General features: G+C 64.2%; 14 protein-coding genes. 6 read left to right on the top strand and 8 right to left on the bottom strand.

Features of this window, described 5'->3' with window-relative positions; all coding sequences use genetic code 11:
• Window positions 1–125: 125 nt before the first annotated feature.
• Genes GWG54_RS01595 through GWG54_RS01575 form a run of 5 tightly spaced genes read right to left on the bottom strand, consistent with a single transcriptional unit; the run spans window position 126 to window position 6,575 of the window.
• Window positions 126–2,114 carry a hypothetical protein gene (locus tag GWG54_RS01595; protein ID WP_167936112.1) on the bottom strand — a complete coding sequence of 663 codons (1,989 nt, stop codon included), beginning with the start codon at window positions 2,112–2,114 and terminating at the stop codon, window positions 126–128.
• Window positions 2,104–3,093, bottom strand: a complete 990-nt coding sequence (locus GWG54_RS01590) for a glycosyltransferase family 4 protein (protein WP_167936111.1) — start codon at window positions 3,091–3,093, stop codon at window positions 2,104–2,106. Before GWG54_RS01590 ends, GWG54_RS01595 begins: the two co-directional genes overlap by 11 nt.
• Window positions 3,094–3,099: 6 nt before the next feature.
• A complete protein-coding gene (locus GWG54_RS01585) occupies window positions 3,100–4,167 on the bottom strand; it encodes a DUF354 domain-containing protein (RefSeq protein WP_167936110.1) in 1,068 nt (355 codons plus the stop codon).
• Window positions 4,168–5,208 carry a glycosyltransferase family 2 protein gene (locus GWG54_RS01580; RefSeq protein ID WP_167936109.1) on the bottom strand — a complete coding sequence of 347 codons (1,041 nt, stop codon included), beginning with the start codon at window positions 5,206–5,208 and terminating at the stop codon, window positions 4,168–4,170. It lies immediately after the preceding gene.
• Window positions 5,208–6,575 carry a nucleotide sugar dehydrogenase gene (locus tag GWG54_RS01575; protein ID WP_167936108.1) on the bottom strand — a complete coding sequence of 456 codons (1,368 nt, stop codon included), beginning with the start codon at window positions 6,573–6,575 and terminating at the stop codon, window positions 5,208–5,210. Before GWG54_RS01575 ends, GWG54_RS01580 begins: the two co-directional genes overlap by 1 nt.
• A gap of 337 nt (window positions 6,576–6,912) precedes the next feature.
• Between GWG54_RS01575 and GWG54_RS01570 the strand changes: the two genes are divergently transcribed.
• Window positions 6,913–7,557: a MarR family transcriptional regulator gene (locus GWG54_RS01570; RefSeq protein ID WP_245242729.1), complete on the top strand. Its 645-nt coding sequence runs from the start codon at window positions 6,913–6,915 to the stop codon at window positions 7,555–7,557.
• 510 nt (window positions 7,558–8,067) lie between these two features.
• Window positions 8,068–9,873, top strand: coding sequence for a glutamine--fructose-6-phosphate transaminase (isomerizing) (gene glmS, locus GWG54_RS01565; protein WP_167936107.1), 1,806 nt, complete (start codon window positions 8,068–8,070; stop codon window positions 9,871–9,873).
• Between the two features lie 676 nt (window positions 9,874–10,549).
• Here glmS and GWG54_RS01560 read toward each other — a convergent pair.
• Window positions 10,550–11,182, bottom strand: a complete 633-nt coding sequence (locus GWG54_RS01560) for a hypothetical protein (protein WP_209438214.1) — start codon at window positions 11,180–11,182, stop codon at window positions 10,550–10,552.
• Between the two features lie 415 nt (window positions 11,183–11,597).
• Here GWG54_RS01560 and GWG54_RS01555 point away from each other — a divergent pair, with 415 nt between their 5' ends.
• Window positions 11,598–12,728 (top strand): ORC1-type DNA replication protein, encoded by a 1,131-nt coding sequence (locus tag GWG54_RS01555; RefSeq protein ID WP_008420861.1) that lies wholly within the window; start codon window positions 11,598–11,600, stop codon window positions 12,726–12,728.
• Window positions 12,729–12,797: 69 nt separating this feature from the next.
• Window positions 12,798–13,892, top strand: coding sequence for a trans-acting enoyl reductase family protein (locus GWG54_RS01550; RefSeq protein WP_167936106.1), 1,095 nt, complete (start codon window positions 12,798–12,800; stop codon window positions 13,890–13,892).
• 282 nt (window positions 13,893–14,174) lie between these two features.
• Here the strand turns inward: GWG54_RS01550 and GWG54_RS01545 are convergent, their stop codons facing one another.
• On the bottom strand, window positions 14,175–14,444 hold the full coding sequence (locus tag GWG54_RS01545) for a hypothetical protein (RefSeq protein ID WP_209438213.1): 270 nt from the start codon (window positions 14,442–14,444) through the stop codon (window positions 14,175–14,177).
• A gap of 269 nt (window positions 14,445–14,713) precedes the next feature.
• Here GWG54_RS01545 and GWG54_RS01540 point away from each other — a divergent pair, with 269 nt between their 5' ends.
• A complete protein-coding gene (locus tag GWG54_RS01540; RefSeq protein ID WP_167936104.1) occupies window positions 14,714–15,598 on the top strand; it encodes a DUF4397 domain-containing protein in 885 nt (294 codons plus the stop codon).
• A 146-nt stretch (window positions 15,599–15,744) separates the two neighbouring features.
• On the top strand, window positions 15,745–17,802 hold the full coding sequence (gene uvrB, locus GWG54_RS01535) for an excinuclease ABC subunit UvrB (RefSeq protein ID WP_167936103.1): 2,058 nt from the start codon (window positions 15,745–15,747) through the stop codon (window positions 17,800–17,802).
• A 25-nt stretch (window positions 17,803–17,827) separates the two neighbouring features.
• On the opposite strand, the gene GWG54_RS01530 is transcribed toward uvrB, so the two are convergent.
• Entirely contained in the window at window positions 17,828–19,051 is a 1,224-nt protein-coding gene (locus tag GWG54_RS01530; protein ID WP_167936102.1) for a putative manganese transporter, read from the bottom strand.
• Window positions 19,052–19,112: the final 61 nt, after the last annotated feature.

Below are 19,112 nucleotides of genomic sequence, written 5' to 3'. Positions count from 1 at the left end.
GAGGGAAAGCGAACTGCGATCGCGGGGGTCGAGGCGTCGCTACGGTAGCGATTTCGTCTCGTCGCCTTCGAGGGACTCGCTTCGATCGATCCGCGGGGACGGTACGGAAAGCCCGACTCGAGGACTTACCCTTGTGCGGGCGAGGGCGTACAGAAGCGCACGTCGCCGTTGTCGTACACGGTCGACTGGGTCGTCCGACAGACGCGTTCCGCGGACGGATTGGCGATGTACCCCGGCCCGTCTCCGCTGCTGAAGAAGGTCGCGTCCTCCGACTGCGCCGTTCGGTAGACGACGTAGTCGTGTTCTACGGACCCGTTTTCGGGGAGGACCGCCGGGCTAACCGACGGGTAGGCACCGGTTCGATCGAACACGGTCTGATACGGGTGATCGGTGTGCAGCCGTTGATCCTGACGGAGGTCGCTTCCCTCGGGAGACCCGGTCATTTCACCGATCGTGTCCACCGCCGCGAGTTCGGACTGTTCGTAAGCCAACTGCTCGTGCTGGTTCGAGAACACCGGATTGTCGGGATTGCTCTCCGCGGCGAGCATCATTCCACCCGGATACAGCAAAACGATGACCAGGAGGACGGCGACGACCGGTGCCGGCGAGAGGTTTCGACTGAGCGTCCGGAGCCCGATCGCGCCGACGATCGCCATCAGCGCGTAGAGGAAGGCGAACCACCGCGTCGGAACGAAGTTTCGGATTCCGAACATCGGAAGTCCGAGGACGAAAAACAGCATGATCCCGATTCCGAGCATCAGGGTGAACACCGACTGTTCGGCGCGTCGACGGTGGACGACGTACAGACAGCCGACGAGCGTAATCCCGAGAAGCACGAGGAATCCGATCTCGTTGACGTAGGGAACGATCTGATCGAGTAGCGTCGTTCCCGTATCGGGGACGGCGGCTTCCTCGCTGCCCGATGCGCCGGGCGATGCAAGGTTCAGGAACCCGGCGCTCTCTTCGAGGGTTTCGCCGAACCACTCGAGCACCGTTCCCAGGAACGAGTCTCCCCGGAACGGCGTCAGCGACCAGACGAAGATCGAGAGTCCGAAGTTGAACACGAGGAGGCCGATCAGGTTGACCGGTTTCTTCGTTCGGAACACGCTCGTATCGAGTCTCGTGAGCCCCAACGGCCCGGCCATGAAGACGACCTGCGCGAGAAACGCGGCGCCGAGCAGGACCAGCACGATAAACGTCGACACCTGGTGTGTCAGGATAACCGCGATCGAGAGAAAGACGAGAAACGTGAAGTCGCGACCGGTGTACTCGATCCGCATCACCCGGATCAGCGCGTAGACGATCGCGATGAAGAAGACGAGTCCCATGCTAGTCGGAATCAGGTGGACACCCCACGTGACGGTGTAGCTGGCGACCGAGAACAGCGCCGCGGCGAACGTCGCCCACCGCGACGGGACGAGCAGGTTCGCTCCGGCGTAGACCACCAGAATCGAGAGCGGCATCACGACACCCACCGACAGGTAGACTCCCGTTCGAAGCGAGGCGTCGTAGACCAGCGAGGAGGCGACGACGAACAGGTGGAAAAACGGCGAGGCGAAGTGTTTGTTGTCGCCGATCGCTCCCAGCGACTGTTCGAGATAGATCGACCGGGAGAGATCGGTAATGTGCGTCCAGATGTCGATTCCAATGTACCCCGGGGTCGCGTACAGCGCGGCGAATCGGAACACGAACGCGAATGCGACGATCTGGAACAGGAGCAGGCCGCGGTGGAAGTCCCGGTCGCTCGTGAACAGTATCTGCCCGAACAGCAGGGATCCGACCGCACCCGCGATCACGAAGAACAGCGGCGTGCGGGCTCCCTGCAGGATCGTTACGAGGACCATGATCGCCATCCCGACCGTGACCACGCTCGGTAGCACCCTCGCCGCCGGCGTCGACAGCGTCGGCAGCGTCCGCTCGTCCTCGTTCTGGTGAACGGCGAGCAGATACAGGATACAGCCGAGCCCGACGACGATCGGGATCGTGTTGATGTATATCTGGGAGGCGAAAAATCGGAGCGGAAACAGCAACAGCGCGACCAACAGCCCGGCGATGGCCGCCGCCGTATCCAGCCGCAGCGGCCGCACGTTCGACAGCGATAACCTAGATGCCATGATACGTTCCCTCCCTATCCTCGGTCTGTTCGGGTGATAATTCCGTCGTATCGCGTCCCCGTTGCTCGAGGACGGTCCGATAGCACTCGATGAGTCGATCGCCCATCGATTCGAGGCTCAGGCCGTCGATCACCTCGCGGCCGTTCGATCGACGAGAGCCCGCGAGAACGGACTCGAGTCCGGCCGCCAGCTCTCGGTCGTCGTCGCTGACGACGCAGTTGTCCACTTCGCCGACGGTTTCCCGGACGAAGCCGACGTCGGTCGAGACGACGGGAACGTTGCAGGCCGCGGCTTCCTTGACTGCCATCGGTCCCGCCTCGCGTTTCGAGGTTACGAGGAGGAGATCGCTCGCGTTCATGTAGTACGGCATCTCTTCGTAGGGAACGCCCTCGATCGTCCGAACGTCCAGCTCCGCGTCCGCAAGAGCCGCGATCCGTTCGGCTCGAGGGTAGTCCTTTTCGTCCCTGTCGGGATCGTACGGGAACAGCGCGATCCGTTCGTCGGCGTCCCAGCCGACGCGCTCGCGAGCGTCCCGACGGGGGATCGGCCTGAACAGATCCGTGTCGATACCGAACGGGATCTCGAGGTGATCCACGTCGAGTTCGCGGGACATCGCCGGGCTGGGAACGATCGCCGCGTCGGCGAATCGGGCGCCGTACCGGCTGATCGTCTCGAGCCAGCCCATGTCGCTCATCAGATCCGTTCCCCAGAGACTCATCACCACCGGGCGCGTCGGCTGGGCGAGCGCGAACGGCGCGACGAGTCCGTAGTGTCCGTGCACCAGATCGTAGTCGCCCGTTCGAACGTGGGAGAGCACCTGCGGGTAGAACCGAAGGTAGTCCGTCGGGGTCCGGGGCGAGTCGGCGGTGTACTCGCCCGGAACGCCGATAACGGTACAATCGACACCACGGTCCTCGAGGACGGATATCTGCTGTTCGAAGAACGAACGCGTGGTGGTAATGAGGTGTAGTACGTGCATGTCGTGTCAGTCAGCGTTTGCGGCAAGCGCGGAACGGTCCGGGTCGATCCCCGCGACGGTCTCGAGCTCCCGGACGATGACGTCGGTGACGTCGATTCGGTCGGCCAGGAGCCGTTCCCGCCGTCGATTCCAGGTCCCGTCGTCGCCGGCCTCGATGATCGAAACGGCCTTTTCCAACGAGCGGACGTGTCGATCGTCGCCGTTGAAGTTGAAGACGAGCCCGTACTCCTCCTCGAGTTCCCGCATGTAGCCGAGCGAGAGCGAGTTCACGTAGACCGCCGGGGTGCCAAGCACCGCCGCTTCGGCGGCCATCGTCGCACCCTCGCCGACGAAACAGTCCGCGTAGGCCAACAGGTGGTGCATCTGCTCCGGCGACGTCGTGGTGCGGTTGGATTCGAGCGCCTCCGGCAGGGGAACCTCCGAGGTGATCAGGACGGTCGCCCCGGCGTCCTCGAGGCGCCGGACGGCCTCGACCGGATCGTCGAAGCCGCCCTGTCCCATATCGTGCGAGGAGTCCCAGCTGCTCAGACGCATCACGACGAAGGTGTCGTCGGGCTCCAGTCCGGCATCCTCGAGCACCGACGGATCGGGCTCGAACCGGTCGGGGTGGAGATACGCCAGTTCGTGGTAGCCGGGGTACTCGATCTTCTTCGAGCCGACGTCGCCGTCGTAACACTCGGGGGTACAGACGGTGTCGGCGAACGGGTACGCGAGCATCTTGATCAGCGTGGCGTGCTCGGTGTCGTAGAAGACGACGCTTTTGGCGCCCACGAGTTTCGCCACGTGGGTCGCTGCGGGGCCGCCGATAGCGGTTATGACGTCCGGTTTGATTCGGCGGGCTCGTGCCAGCAGTCGCGCCTCGTAGGTCGCCTGTACCGCCGCCAGCGAGAGCAGCGAGTTCGACTCGCCGGCCAGAATCTCGTGGTCGATCTCGTAGCGATCGAGAAGCTCCGAGACGACCTCGTTCTCGCGCGCGAAGACGAAGACGTCGTGTCCGTCCGCCTCGAGTTCCGCGATAGCGTGTTTGAAGAAGTGGACGTGGGCCGGGTGCTGGATCGTTACGATGACGCGCATCTATCGTCGCACCCCGTTCTCCGCGTTGTTGACGGCGTCGATTCCCATCGCGATCAGGAACGCGACCACACTCGTCGCGAACGCGGAGGCGATTCCGGACAGGTCACGCGTCGAGGCCTCGCCCTTCAGGAGGGACGATCCGACACCGATCGCGGAGGTCAGTGCGCCTGCCAGGGACACGAGTCCGGCTACGTAACTGACCGCGGCCGGATCGAGTCGATCGTCGGAAAGTTGTGTATACATTCGTCGAAGGAATCCTCTGAGGAGGGTTACGGACGTAACAGGGACGAACCGCCTGTACTCGATGGTCGACTCCTCGTCGTCGTACATCGCGGGCATGGAGACGTCGGCGACGCGCATGTCGGCGATATTCAGCCGCACGAGCAGGTCGTTCGGGTACTCGTGGTCGTCGGGGAGCGACTCGACGTCGACCGCCGACAGTGCCTCCTGGGAAATCGCGGTGTAGCCGTTCTGCGGATCCTGAAGCGTCCAGTATCCGCTCGCGATCTTCGTTAGCTGGGTCAACAGCCAGTTTCCGAACAGGCGAAACGGCGGCATCTCCCGCCGACTCTCCCGATCGCCCAGACGGTTCCCCTTCGTGTAATCGGCGACGTCCTCGACGATCGGATCGAGGAGACGCGGAAGCTGTTCCGGATCCATCTGTCCGTCGGCGTCTATCGTGGCCACGATGTCCATCCCGTCTTCGCGCCCGCGGACGTATCCCGTCCTGAGCGCCCCGCCGGCACCTTGATTTTCCTCGTGACGGATCGGGACGATCTCCGTTTCGCCGACCCGTCCCCCGTCAGCTATCGATGCTCGAATTTCGGGTCCGAACTCGCCGTCGGAATCGAGGGGTTCGTCGGTCACCCGTCGCGAGGCCGCCGCGCACTCCCGGATGATCTTCCAGGTGTCGTCGGTCGATCGGTCGTCGACGGCGTAGATCCGATCGACGAACTCCGGCACCGTCGCGAGAACCTCTCCGACGTGAGATTCCTCGTTGTACGCCGGTACGATGACACCGATCGTGTGACCGCGGTACATTATACCCTCCGGTAGACGAACCCGTGGTCGGTCGCATCGTCGGCGTCGAACGCCCCCGCGACGTCGATCAGCGCGGGATCGTCGCCGAGCGCCGTCGCCACGTTCCCGAGATCGAGGTCGTCGAACTCCGCGTGCGGCGTCGCCAGTATGACACCGTCGAAGTCGGCGAACGAAAGTGACTCCTGTACGTCGATCCCGAACGTCTGCTCGACCGCGTCGTCGTCGGCGTGTGGATCGTAGCCGACCACGTCGATACCGTACTGATGGAGCCGATCGATGACGTTCGCAACCTTCGAACTCCGGATGTCACCGACGTTCGGCTTGTAGGATACCCCGAGCACGAGTACTCGGCTCTCACAGAGGGTCTTATGCCCGTCGTTGAGCGCTTTGATCGTCAGCTCGGCGACGTGGTCCGGCATCGACTCGTTGACGTCTCGGCTCGTGAGGATCAACTCCGGGTCGGCGCCGGACTCTTTCGCCCGGTGGGCGAAGAAGTACGGATCGACCGGGATGCAGTGGCCGCCGACCAGCCCCGGCCGGTAGTCGTGGAAGTTCCACTTCGTGCCCGCGGCCTCGAGGACGTCGTGCGTGTCGATATCCATCTTCTCGAGGGCCATTGAGAGCTCGTTCATCAGCGCGATGTTGACGTCGCGCTGGACGTTCTCGACGACCTTGCACGCCTCGGCGACCTCGATCGACGGCGCACGGTGCACGCCCGTGTCGACGACCGACTCGTACAGCGCCGCAACGTTCTCGAGGACGGCATCGTTCTGCCCGCCGACTACTTTGACGACGCTGTCGAGCGAGTGCTCACCGTCGCCCGGCGTCGCCCGCTCCGGCGAGTACGCGACGAAGAAGTCCTCGCCGGCCTCGAGACCGGACGCGTCCTCGATCGCCGGTGCGAACTCCTCGCGCGTGACTCCCGGATACACCGTCGACTCGAGGACCACTGTCGTGTCGCGTGTCAGGTGTTTTCCGACGGTTTCGGCGGCGCTTTCGATAAATGCGAGATTCGGCCGCTCGTCCTCGACGGGCGTGGGGACCGTCACGAGCACGTAATCGGCATCGCGTACCGCCGCCGCGTCGGTCGTGTATGTGATATCTCCGTCGAGAACGGCCGAGTCCGAGAGATCCCCGGTCGTGTCGACCCCGTTCTGCAGCGTTTCGACCTTCGAATCGTCGACGTCGAAGCCGATCACGCGGTAATCAGCCTGCGCGAATCCGACCGCGAGCGGGAGTCCGACGTAACCGAGACCGACGACGCAGACCGTCGCGTTTCGAAGGGGCTCCTCGGTCGGCTGTTCGGTCCGCTCATCGCTCTCCGGTCTGTCAGTTCGTCTCTCAGTATCGCTGAGTGGTGGGGTCATGGTGGTGTATCACGTACCCGGCGCCCGACAACGCGCGCCGGAACATGCGCCGGCCGCCCTCGAGACGGCCGGCACGCCTCGTCCGAACGGAGACAACCGCATCGGTTTACTATATAGCCGATAAACGGCCCCCTCACGCGCCGTTCGGATTCGTCAACAGTGTCGTTGGCTCTCAACCCTCGCTCAGCCTTGGTTTCTGTTCTCAGTCCGTGAGATCTTATTTCGCTGTTAAGCGAATCTGTTTGACCACATAATGAAGTTGGATGTCATATTGTGTGCTAATACGACCGATGTGAATATGTTCTCTCACGTTCGGTCAGACCCGAATCTAGCAACCATGGAGTTCAGAACGATCGATACCGTATCCGAATCCGTCTCCAGCGACGTACTGGTTACCGTCGGCGACGTATCTACAGCCGCGTCGGTTCCGTTGCCTGACGGCGCAATAGTGACTTCAACGGCGACGTCTTTCGCTGTCGTCGCTCAACTCGGTCAGTTTATCGGTGAAACGCCACTCTGGGAACTCGTCTTGGTCGCTGCCGCGGTGGTGATCATCGGCGTCCTTATCGGCGCTCGCCTCATCGAGGCGCTCTCGAACCGCGACGTGACGCTCGATCCGTCGGCGGTATTTGCTACGGACGGCGACGACGAACACGACGACGAAACGTCGACGGATGACCCGACCCACACCTACGAAACGTACATTTCGCCGGATACGCCGGACGAACTACTGAGCGACAGGGGCCAGATCATCCGGATACTCGTCGAAAACGACGGACGAACGTATCAGTATCGGATCGTCGAAGAAACCGGCTGGTCGAAATCGAAGGTCAGCCGCCTCCTCTCGGAGATGCACGACCGGGGTGAGATCGGAAAGGTCTCGGTCGGCCGAGAGAACGCGATCGTTCTCGCCGACCACGGCCCCGACGAATCTTCGGGTACCGATGAGTCGTCCGTCACCGTAACCAACTCGCCGCAGTAATCGCGCTGAACGTCGCTGGCTGTCTTCTCTTTTCCGTATGCGCGCTACTGGTATCGAGTCGTACGGGTACAGCCCTCGGTACCGGGTACGGGATGCCATCGTGCACGCTATGGCGGTTAGTGGTCGAATAAAGACGCGTCGTGCGTCTGCAACAGAACGCGGTCCCTCGATCGCGATAGACCGCCGATCGTCATCGCTTGTCGACGGTATCTCTCTGGAACGATGAACGTGGGTTCTGATTATACAAATGTGTAAAGATACTAACTACATATGGTGGAATAGTGGAACGGATCGTCCGGTTCTCGTTATTCGACCCATAGTAATGGGCCATGTCGGTAACGTATCCTGTAACGCCGGGTCGACGTTTAGGGACGAAAGACCCGGGAGAAGGAGATCTATGACACGTTACAGGACTGCGCGCCGTACTGGCGTACCGACCCGACGGTTGACCGATCCGACCCGCTCTATTTGTACGTTCTCCGCACTCGATCCGACGGAGGTGAGCGGCTGATGTGCGGAATTATCGCCCGTATCGGTACCGACGACGCCGCCGATACGTTGCTGACGGGACTCGAGAATCTCGAGTACCGTGGCTACGATTCGGCTGGGATTGCGGTACAAAACGGCTCGGGCGTAAAGGTACACAAGACGTCCGGCGAAGTATCGGACCTCAAATCGAAGCTCAACTACCTCCCGACCGGAAACGTCGGGATCGGTCACACCCGCTGGAGTACCCACGGTCCGCCGACCGAGGAGAACGCCCACCCTCACACGGACTCCGCCGAGGATATCGCCGTTGTCCACAACGGCGTCATCGACAACTACGCGGAGCTCCGAACGGAGCTGGCCGAGAAGGGACACGTTTTCCAGAGCGATACTGATACCGAGGTCATTCCGCATCTCATTAACGAGTACCGCGACGAGCTGTCGACCGAGGCCGCGGTTCGCAAGGCGGTTGAAACCCTCGAGGGAAGCTACGCGATCGCGGCGATCGTCGAGGACGAGGATCGGGTCTACGCGGCCCGAAAGGGATCCCCGCTGGTGCTCGGTCTCGGAACCGACGACTGGTTCCTCGCCAGCGACGTCCCCGCGTTCCTCGATTACACCGACGAGGTCATCTACCTCGAGGACGGTGACGTCGTCGTTCTCGAACCCGACTCGTACGCGATTACCGACCTGGCTGGCGAACCGGTACACCGCGAGGTCGATACGGTCGACTGGGATCCCGAAGACGCTGGCAAGGGCGAGTTCGACCACTACATGAAAAAGGAGATCCACAGCCAGCCGACCGCCCTCTCGAACACGATCGAGGGCCGCGTCGAGGACGGCGAGGTCTCCCTCGAGGCGCTGCCGGCCGGCTCCTTTACCGACGTCGAGGAGGTCCAGTTCGTCGCCTGTGGCACGTCCTATCACGCCGCGGTGTACGGCGCCCAACTGCTGAAATCGGCCGGTGTTCGCGCCGACGTGATCCGCGCGAGCGAGTACGAGTCCGTCGCCGGTCCGGTCGACGAGACGACGCTGACCGTCGCCGTTACGCAGAGCGGTGAAACGGCCGACACACTGAGCGCCGTCCGCGAAGCGGCCGATCGCGGTGCGCGAACGCTCGCGGTTACCAACGTCGTCGGTTCGACGGCTGCCCGAGAAGCGGACGACGCAGTGTACATTCGAGCCGGCCCGGAGGTCGGCGTCGCCGCGACGAAGACGTTCTCGTCGCAGGCCGTAACGCTCGCGCTGGTCGGACAGCGAATCGTCGCGGACGTTCCCGCTGCCGACCACCCCGACGACGCCGAAGCGATGCTCGAGAGCCTCGCCGACCTCCCCGAACAGGTCGAGTCGATCCTCGAGACGACCGACGCTGAACGACTGGCCAAACGATACATCGACAGCCAGTCGTTTTTCTTCATCGGTAACGGCCTCGGCCACCCGGTCGCTCTCGAGGGCGCGCTGAAGTTCAAGGAGATCACCTACGAGCACGCCGAGGGATTCGCCTCCGGCCAGCTCAAGCACGGTCCGCTCGCGCTCGTGACCGAGCAAACGCCGGTCTTCGCCGTTTGCACCGGTGGCGACGACGGAAAGACGAAGACGAACGCGATCGAGGCCCAGACACGAGGGGCACCGATCGTCTCGGTCTCGCCGGATGACCATCCCGTCGTCGACGCCGCCGACGCCCATCTCTCCGTTCCGGACACCCATCCCGTCTGGACCGGGTTACTGGCGAACGTTCAGCTGCAACTCGTCTCGTACTATGCCGCCGACCTGCTCGATCGGCCGATCGACAAACCGCGGAATCTGGCAAAGAGCGTCACGGTCGAGTGACGGTCCGATAGATCCCTTCGGCGCACCCCAGTCCCTTCTCTCGTCGATCCCTCCACTCGAGTCGAATCCGACTTTTCGGAGCAGTGTGTCGATCCGTTCTTTCGACCCCGGACTCCCGTTCGTCGTCGGTCAACGCGAAGGCAGATGGAGCTCGTACGCTGAAGCGCGTGCATCCGGATCCGTTACGACGGCCACTCCGGCACACCGACATCGTATCTGGGTCGCGTTCTCGATGCAGGTCGTTTGTCGGCACACTCCGTCGGCGAACGCGGGCCATTCGAACGATTGTTGACATCCATCCACGACTAAAGTCGTGGGCTGTCTCCTTGACTTCGTGTAATTCGTCGTTCCGTCACGATGCGAGTTGTCGACGCCGTATCTCGCAACGCGTGCTCACCGATCGGTCTCGAACTACCGGTAGAGACACGTTTCGAACCGCACCCGCTGTCGTCCTACGGTTGCTACCGACGCCAACGAACGCGGTTCGTTACGGGGACCGTCCTGAACGCGTAATCCGGGATACAACTCGAGGAGTCCTCGGTCTGGAACGATCGAAGCGGAAACGTCCGACAGCGCTAAGAACATTCGACCGACCCGCAGTTACACGGACTCAGCGCGAAAGCCCACGACCTCAGTCGGGGGAGGAGGTCAGGAAGGAAACAGCTACGACGTCGAATTATTCGAACCAGACGTCGTCATCGCCGTCATCACTGTCGGAATCGTTGTCGGTGTCGGAATCGTTGTCGGTATCGCTGCCGGTGCCGTTGTCGGCGTCATCACTGTCAGTGTCGTTGTCGCTGTCGGAGTCGTTGTCGCCGTCAGTGTCGTTGTCGCTGTCGGAGTCGTTATCTCCAAACGGCGAGCTATCGCCGTTACCGCCGTCGCTATCATCAGCGCCGTTACCGGTGTCGTCAGCGCTGTTACCGGAGTCGTCAGCGCTGTTACCGGAGTCGTCAGCGCTGTTACCGGAGTCGTCAGCGCTGTTACCGGAGTCGTCGGCGCCGTTGCCGGAGTCAGCTGTGGAGTCTTCCCCGCTGTCGGTATCAGCGCTTCCGTCACCGTCGCTCTCGTCCGTCCCGTTGTTTCCTCCGTCGTCGGTCTCTCCACTGCCCTCCGTGTTCGGCTCGTTGGGGTTCGTCTCCCCGTCGATCTCGTCGTCGTCGGCGCCAGTGATCGTGTCGTTGATACCCGTCCCGCTTGCAGCGAGTGCGATTCCCGCGACGAGAAAACCGATTCCGGCGACGATCAACAGGAGCTGGGCGCCGGTCGAGACCGACCGTGCGTTCTGTTGTGGGCTCGAGTGACTCATACTGAGAGCGTCGATAACCGCGCTGTTGAGGTCCGGTACACCTGTCCTATCCGATACGCCGATGTCGTGAAACCCGGCGTCTCGCGAGCGACGCGGGACCGGTCGAATCGACGACCGGTCGACACGGCTCGCTTCGCGCCGTGGCTCGTCGGATGCGCCCCCAGAGGGAGACTACAGTGGCGCTCGACTCGGTCTCGCGCGTACCACGACGAGATACCTGTTCCCATTGGTTGCTATTTGTGACGTATGACGCTTCATTATACGGCCGTTAAACGAATCGTCTATCTCTCCGGATCGATCGACTCCTCGTGATCAGCGAACGAGATCCGGACTTCCGGACGGTCCGTTTGCGGACTCGATCCGCTTTCGCTTCCCTCGCAAACAACTAAGTAACTACGACAGCGTGGTGAAAGTGATGGCAGACGACCCCGAAGAGGGGATGTTGTCGTGGGACGAGTCCGTGTTCAGAAACGAGCACGTCTTCGAGATCGACTACGTTCCCGAGACGTTCAAACACCGCGAAACGCAGACACAAAACCTCACGTACGCGTTGCGACCGGCGGTTCGCGGCTCCCGTCCGTTGAACGTCATGGTTCGGGGTCCGCCGGGAACGGGGAAGACGACGGCGATCCAGAAGCTGTTCGACAAGGTCGGAACCCAGACCAGCGACGTACGGACGATCCGCGTCAACTGCCAGGTTAACTCGACGCGGTACTCGGTGTTCTCGCGACTGTTCGAGGGAACGTTCGACTACGAGCCCCCGTCTTCGGGGATCTCGTTCAAGAAACTCTTCGGCCAGATCGCCGAGAAACTCGTCGAGGAGGATCGCGTCATGATCGTTGCTCTCGACGACGTCAACTACCTCTTCTACGAAAACGAGGCCTCGGACACGTTGTACTCACTGTTACGTGCCCACGAGGAGTACCCCGGTGCGAAGATCGGTGTCGTCGTCGTCTCCTCCGACCCGACCCTCGAGGTCATCGACGAACTCGACTCGCGGGTTCAGAGCGTCTTTCGGCCCGAAGAGGTGTACTTCCCGGTCTACGACCAGCCCGAGATCGTCGACATTCTCGACGAACGAGTTCGGCGCGGGTTCCGCGACGGGGTTATCTCGCGCGATACCCTCGAGCGCGTCGCCGATCGCACCGCCGAGGGCGGCGATCTTCGGGTCGGGATCGACCTGCTGCGGCGTGCGGGACTCAACGCCGAGATGCGCGGCAGTCGAACCGTCGAGCTGGAAGACGTCGAGGAGGCCTACGAGAAGTCGAAGTACATCAACCTCTCCCGGAGCCTCTCCGGCCTGTCGGATACCGAGCGGGCGTTGCTCGAGGTTATCGCCACCAACGACGGCGGGCGGGCCGGCGAGATATACGAGCGCTTCCACGAGGAGACCGACCTCGGCTACACCCGCTACTCCGAGATCGTCAACAAGCTCGATCAGCTCGGGCTGATCGACGCCGATTACGCCGATATCGAGGGGCGAGGGCGATCGCGGTCGCTGTCGCTGTCCTACGAGAAAGACGCCGTCCTGGATCGCCTCGAGTGATCGGCGTCCCGCGATCGTGGCGTCAACTGCCGGCCTGCCGTTTAACTCCGCCGTCGCGGTCCCGTGTGTATGGGACCGCTCCTGATCTACGGCTCGTACGGATACGTCGGTCGTCTGGTCGCCGAGGACGCGATCGACCGCGGGCTGGATCCGATTCTCGCCGGCCGCGATCGGGACCAGCTGCGCGAACAGGTTACCGTCCTCGAGCAGCCGGGCCGACGGTTCTCACTCGAGGACCCGGACGTCGTCGCCGAGGCCCTCGAGGACGTCGACTGCGTGGTAAACTGCGCCGGACCGTTCTCGAACACGGCCGAGCCGCTGGTCGAGGGCTGTCTGCGTAGCGGCACGGACTATGTCGACATCACCGGCGAGATTCCAGTTATCGAGTCGATCCAGGACCGCGATGACGAGGCCCGAGCGGCCGGCGTCACGCTGTTGCCGGCGGCCGCACTGTCGACGATTCCGATGGACTGCCTGGCCGCCCACCTCGTCGACCGTCTGCCGGAGGCCGACGGCCTCGCGCTCGGCGTCGACTCGCTCCGGATCCCGTCGATCGGCACCGTTCGAACGGTCCTCGAGGGTGCGAACACCGAGGGTGCCGTTCGGCGCGACGGGCGCGTCGAGAGCGTGCCGACGGCCTGGCGAACCCGCGAGATCGACTTCGGTCGCGGCGAGCGCCCGGCGGTAACGATGCCGATGGGTGATATCTGTACGGGCCACTACACCACCGGCGTTCCGAACGTCGAGATGTACGCCATGCTGCCCCAGCCGGCGCGGCTCGCACTCAAATCCCACCGGTACCTCACACCGCTGTTCGAGGCGAAGCCGGTCCGGCGAGTACTGAAGCAGCTGGCGGGGATCCGCGACGGGCCAGCCGAGTGGGCCCGCGAGCGCGGGACGGCCTACGTCTGGGGCGAGGCGCGGGCCGGCGACGACGGCGAACGAGTCGTTTCCCGCCTGCGGACGCCCGACCCGTACGTCATTACCGTCGACGGCGCCGTGACGGTCGCCGAGCGCATCCTCGCCGGCGACGCGGATGCAGGGTTTCAGACCCCCGCCGGCGCGTTCGGCGCCGAGTTCGTCCTCGAGCTCGACGGCGTCGAGGGATTCTTCGACGAGGAGACTCCGGAGGAGACGTCGCCGCTCAGCCCGCTGCTGCGGTGACTGGCTGACCGCACTGGACCACGTCGATCGGGAGTGGACCGCCTTCGCGCGATCGGCAGTCCCCGGCCCAATCCCCACGGCGAACTCCCTCCAACGGCGTACGGAGCGCCGCCCCTTCTCTCAGCCCGTCGAACAGCGAGCGAACTTCGCCGGTGAGGACGGCGCCCGGAACGCGACCCAGGCCGTGCTCTCGGCGTTTCGAACATTACGGGTTCGAGGACCTGCTCGGCGGGACCGACACCGCCGTCGACGCTACGGACCGAACGCCGCGAGAACAGTAGGTCAGGCCTGGTCGAGCCCTTTCCGGTACTCCTCGGCGGTCTCGAGGGCGCTGTCGAGGTGGTCTTTCGTATCGTTCTCGGCGCGATCGCTGAGCTGTCGCATCCCGTTCAGGTGCTCGTCCATGAGCGCGTGATCCGGGCTCTGATCGCCGACGGTGTAGTCTTCGAAGGCGTCGACGTGCTCGCGGATGTCGTCTCGGAGGCCGTCGTCGTCGGCCACTTTCGCCGCCTTTTCCAGTTCGTCGCGTACCTGCTTCAGTTCCTGAGCCATATTCGACGCCACGACGAGCCGTCCCATAACGGTTGGCCAGACACCAGCCCCGCTATGAAGGGCGGGCGACGATCGAGCGCGCTCGTCGCATCGGGCGGTACCGTTTCTCTCGTAGGACGTCCGTACACCGAACGGTTCCCGAGGAAACGACGGGAGAATTACGGCTACTGACTGTCGGGGTTTTGTGCCAGAGGTACCCCTTTACGGTTGCAATGTCCGAATCAGTATCACGACGTACGGCCCTGAAAGTAGTCGGTGTAGCGGGTGGGTTGAGCATCGCCAGCGGCGCTGTCTTCGCACAGGGTGAGCACACGGATGACGAGCGGCCGGCGGACGACGACGCCGCGACCGACTCCGACGATACCGCAGCCGCGGTTCGCATCGCGCACTTCTCGCCGGACGCGCCGAACGTCGACGTCCTCGTCGACGGCGAGCAGGTGCTCGCGGACGTGGCCTACGGAACGATCTCCCCGTACCTGGAACTCGAGCCGGGGACGTACACCGTCGCCATCGCGGCCGCGGACGATCCTGAGACCGTCGCGTTCGAGGGCGAGGTCGACGTCGGGGAGGGGCGCTATACCGTCGCAGCGATCGGGGAACTCGGTGCGGAAACGTTCCGGCCGGAGGTGCTCGTCGACGCCGATCCGCTTCCCAAGGACGCCGCGGACGAGTCGGCGTTCGTCCGCGTCGCGCACTTCTCCCCCGACGCCCCCGCGGTCGACGTCTACGCTGACGACGCGCCGCTCGTCGAGGGCGTTTCCTTCGGCGATGTCTCCGAGTACCTCGCGGTCCCCGCCGGGGAGTACGCGCTCTCGATCCGTCCCGCCGGCGAGGAGACCGAGGTCGCCTCCTTCGACGTCTCGCTCGAGTCGGGAACGGTCTACACCGGGTACGCGATCGGGTACCTCGAACCCCCCGAGGGGGTGACCGACCGCGACTTCACCGTCGAACTGGCCGTCGACGGGCCGGAGGAGGACCACCCCCCGGAGGACGCACCCGGCGACGGGAACGGCGAGGACGAGCCAGCCGACGAAGGAGGATCGGACGACCAGATGGACGCGGCCGAGGAGCAAAAACGGACGGAAAACGATACGAAGCAGACAGCCGAGGCGACGACCGACGCCGCCCAGATGGCGGCGGATCACGACTGTTGAGGGGACCTCGACGGCGTCGCTCGGACGCCCGCCGTGTCCCCTCTCGCGGGCGTGCGGTGAACGACCGGTCTGGAACCGGTGAATTCGAGCCCGCGCTCGCCACCGCATGCGAGCGCGTCAAGTGTCTCGAGTCCCTGATACCGACGATGAGTGACACTCGAGGGCCCCTCCAGCCGGACCGTCCCGACGTCGACCGACCGTTCGAGGTCGACGCGCCGTTCGACCCCGCGGGCGATCAGCCCGAGGCGATCGAACAACTCGCCGACGGCTTTCGCTCCGGGATGGACAAACAGACCCTGCTCGGAGTGACGGGGTCGGGCAAGACCAACACCGTCTCCTGGACGATCGAGGAGATCCAGAAGCCGACGCTGGTCATCGCCCACAACAAGACGCTGGCGGCCCAGCTCTACGAGGAGTTCCGGAACCTCTTTCCCGACAACGCCGTCGAGTACTTCGTCTCCTACTACGACTACTACCAGCCCGAGGCCTACGTCGAACAGACCGACACCTACATCGACAAGGACGCCTCGATCAACGACGAGATCGACCGCCTGCGCCACTCGGCGACCCGGTCGCTGCTGACCCGCGAGGACGTCATCGTCGTCGCTTCGGTGTCGGCGATCTACGGGCTCGGCGATCCCCGGAACTACGTCGACATGTCGATGCGCCTCGAGGTCGGCGAGGAGGTCGGACGCGACGAGTTGCTGGCGCGGCTGGTCGATCTGAACTACGAGCGCAACGACGTCGACTTCACGCAGGGCACCTTCCGCGTGCGGGGTGACACGGTCGAGATCTACCCGATGTACGGCCGCTACGCCGTCCGCGTCGAGCTGTGGGGCGACGAGATCGACCGCATGGTCAAAGTCGACCCGCTCGAGGGCAAGACCCAGGGCGAGCAACGGGCCGTCCTCGTCCACCCGGCGGAGCACTACTCGATCCCCGAGACGAAACTCGAGCGTGCGATGGACGAGATCCGCGACGACCTCGACAGCCGGATCTCCTACTTCGAGCGCCAGGGCGACATGCTCGCGGCCCAGCGCATCGAGGAGCGAACCACCTTCGATCTCGAGATGATGCAGGAGACGGGCTACTGTTCGGGCATCGAGAACTACTCGGTCTACCTCTCGGATCGGGAGTCGGGCGAGGCACCTTACACCTTGCTCGATTACTTCCCGGAGGACTTTCTCACCGTCGTCGACGAGTCCCACCAGACGCTACCCCAGATCAAGGGCCAGTACGAGGGCGACAAGTCCCGAAAGGACTCACTGGTCGAGAACGGGTTCCGGCTGCCGACGGCGTACGACAACCGTCCGCTGACCTTCGAGGAGTTCGAGGAGAAGACCGACCAGACGCTGTACGTTTCGGCGACGCCGGGCGACTACGAGCGCGAGCACAGCGAGCGGATCGTCGAACAGATCGTTCGCCCGACCCACCTCGTCGACCCCGAGATCGAGGTCTCGCCCGCCAGCGGCCAGATCGACGACCTGATGGACCGCATCGACGAGCGGATCGAACGCGACGAACGGACGCTGGTGACGACGCTCACCAAGCGGATGGCCGAGGACCTGACCGAGTACCTCGAGGAGGCCGGCGTCGATGTCGCCTACATGCACGACGAGACGGACACCCTCGAGCGCCACGAGATCATCCGCTCCCTGCGGTTGGGCGAGATCGACGTGCTCGTCGGCATCAACCTCCTGCGGGAGGGGCTGGACATCCCCGAGGTCTCGCTCGTGGGGATCTTAGACGCCGATCAGGAGGGCTTTCTCCGGTCGGAGACGATGCTCGTCCAGACAATGGGACGGGCCGCCCGCAACGTCAACGGCGAGGTCGTCCTCTACGCCGACGACCCCTCGAAGGCGATGGAGTCGGCCATCGCGGAGACGCGACGGCGCCGCAAGATTCAGCGGGAGTACAACGAGGAACACGGGCTCGAGCCGACGACCATCGAGAAGGAAATCGGCGAGACGAACCTGCCCGGAAGCGAGACCGACACGGCGGAGTTCTCGGGCCGCGAGATCGCTGACGACGAGGAGGCCGCCCGCTACGTCGCCGAACTCGAGGATCGCATGGAGGAAGCCGCGGGGAACCTCGAGTTCGAACTGGCGGCGGACATCCGGGACCGAATCAGAGAGGTGCGCGAGGAGTTCGCCCTCGAGGGCGGCGACGACGAGGGGATCGCCCCGCCGGCCGAGGAGTTCTGAGCGGACGCTCTCGAGCGACCGCGACTCAGAGGACGCCGAATCCGAACTCCGCCATCCCGAGGACGGGGCCCCACAGCAAGTGGAGCGCGACGCCGACGACGACCGCGGGCAGGAAGTTGTAGATCGTGGCGACGACGGCGGCCTTCGCGTCGACGGCCAGCAGCGGGAACAGGGCGTCGCCGTCCTGGGCGATCGCGTTGGCCGTCAGCGCCGAGAACGGCAACCCGCCCTCGGCGTAGACGCTGGCGAGCAGGATCTGCGGGCCGCAGCCGGGGATCAGTCCCACGGCAGCCCCGCCGATCGGCGCCAGCGCGCCCGCGGCCGCGGCGACCGTGGCGACGTTGATCCCGGTGAGGAGGACGGCGTACTCGTAGACGAGGAAGGCGACGAGCACCCAGACCGTGACGAAGCTCGTCTCCATCGCCGCGTGCGTGAGCGTGTCGTACACCGACCCGAAGTTGTCCCGCGCACGAGCGATCTCCCCTTCGCCGACGTAGTGGCGACCGACCAGGTAGAGGTACACCGATAGCGCGGCGCCGACGACGCCCGCGACGGTGAACAGGCCGTCAAACCCGAGACCGACGGCGATGTCGACCTCGGGACCGCCCCGAAGCAGGTACAGCGATCCCAGCACCAGCCCGGCGAGGGCGGTCACCCACCACGCGAGGTGGAGCCCGTGCGAGAGCGGTGTCAACACTCGAGAGCGTCGATCCGGCCCCGACTCGTGAGCGTGGGTCGGCGCGGGACCCCCGTAGTCGTGAGCGGGATTCGGTCGAACGCCGCCGGCGACCGCGGTGCCACCGTCCGGTCGCGCCGGCGAGAGCGTCGCGACGGCGGCGTCGACTCGAGCCACGCCGAGTCCGACGGAGTCGACGAGGTAGCCGGTCGCGACGGAGGCGACGAAGGCGACCCCGTAGGCGTACGCCGCGGCCTCGGGCGCGAGCGCGAGGATGACGAACGCCGAGTCGCCCGCGGTGGCGCCAAGCGTCGCGACGACGGTTCCGAAGCTGACCGTCCCGCGGACGTACAGCGGCATGACGACGATCGCGCCGCCGCAGCCGGGCGTGAGTCCGAGGAGACCGCCGAACAGCACCTGCAGTCGTTCGTTGTCCTCGATCGCTCCGAGGAGGGCGCCGTCGGTACGGTACTGGACGAGCGCAAACGCGAGGACCGTGACGGCGACGAACGCGCTCACCTGTACGTAGCCGTCCCGAAGCGACTCGAGGAGGACCCGCAGGAACTCGTTCACGGAATCTCACTCGCGGGACGGCGACGGTCGGCCGGAGGTTTAGCCATGTCTAAAAAGAGGT

Source organism: Natronococcus sp. JC468 (assembly GCF_012163165.1).
GTDB lineage: Archaea > Halobacteriota > Halobacteria > Halobacteriales > Natrialbaceae > Natronococcus > Natronococcus jeotgali.
The sequence above is the reverse complement of the archived record's forward strand: the minus strand, read 5'-3'. Positions and strand labels throughout refer to the sequence as shown.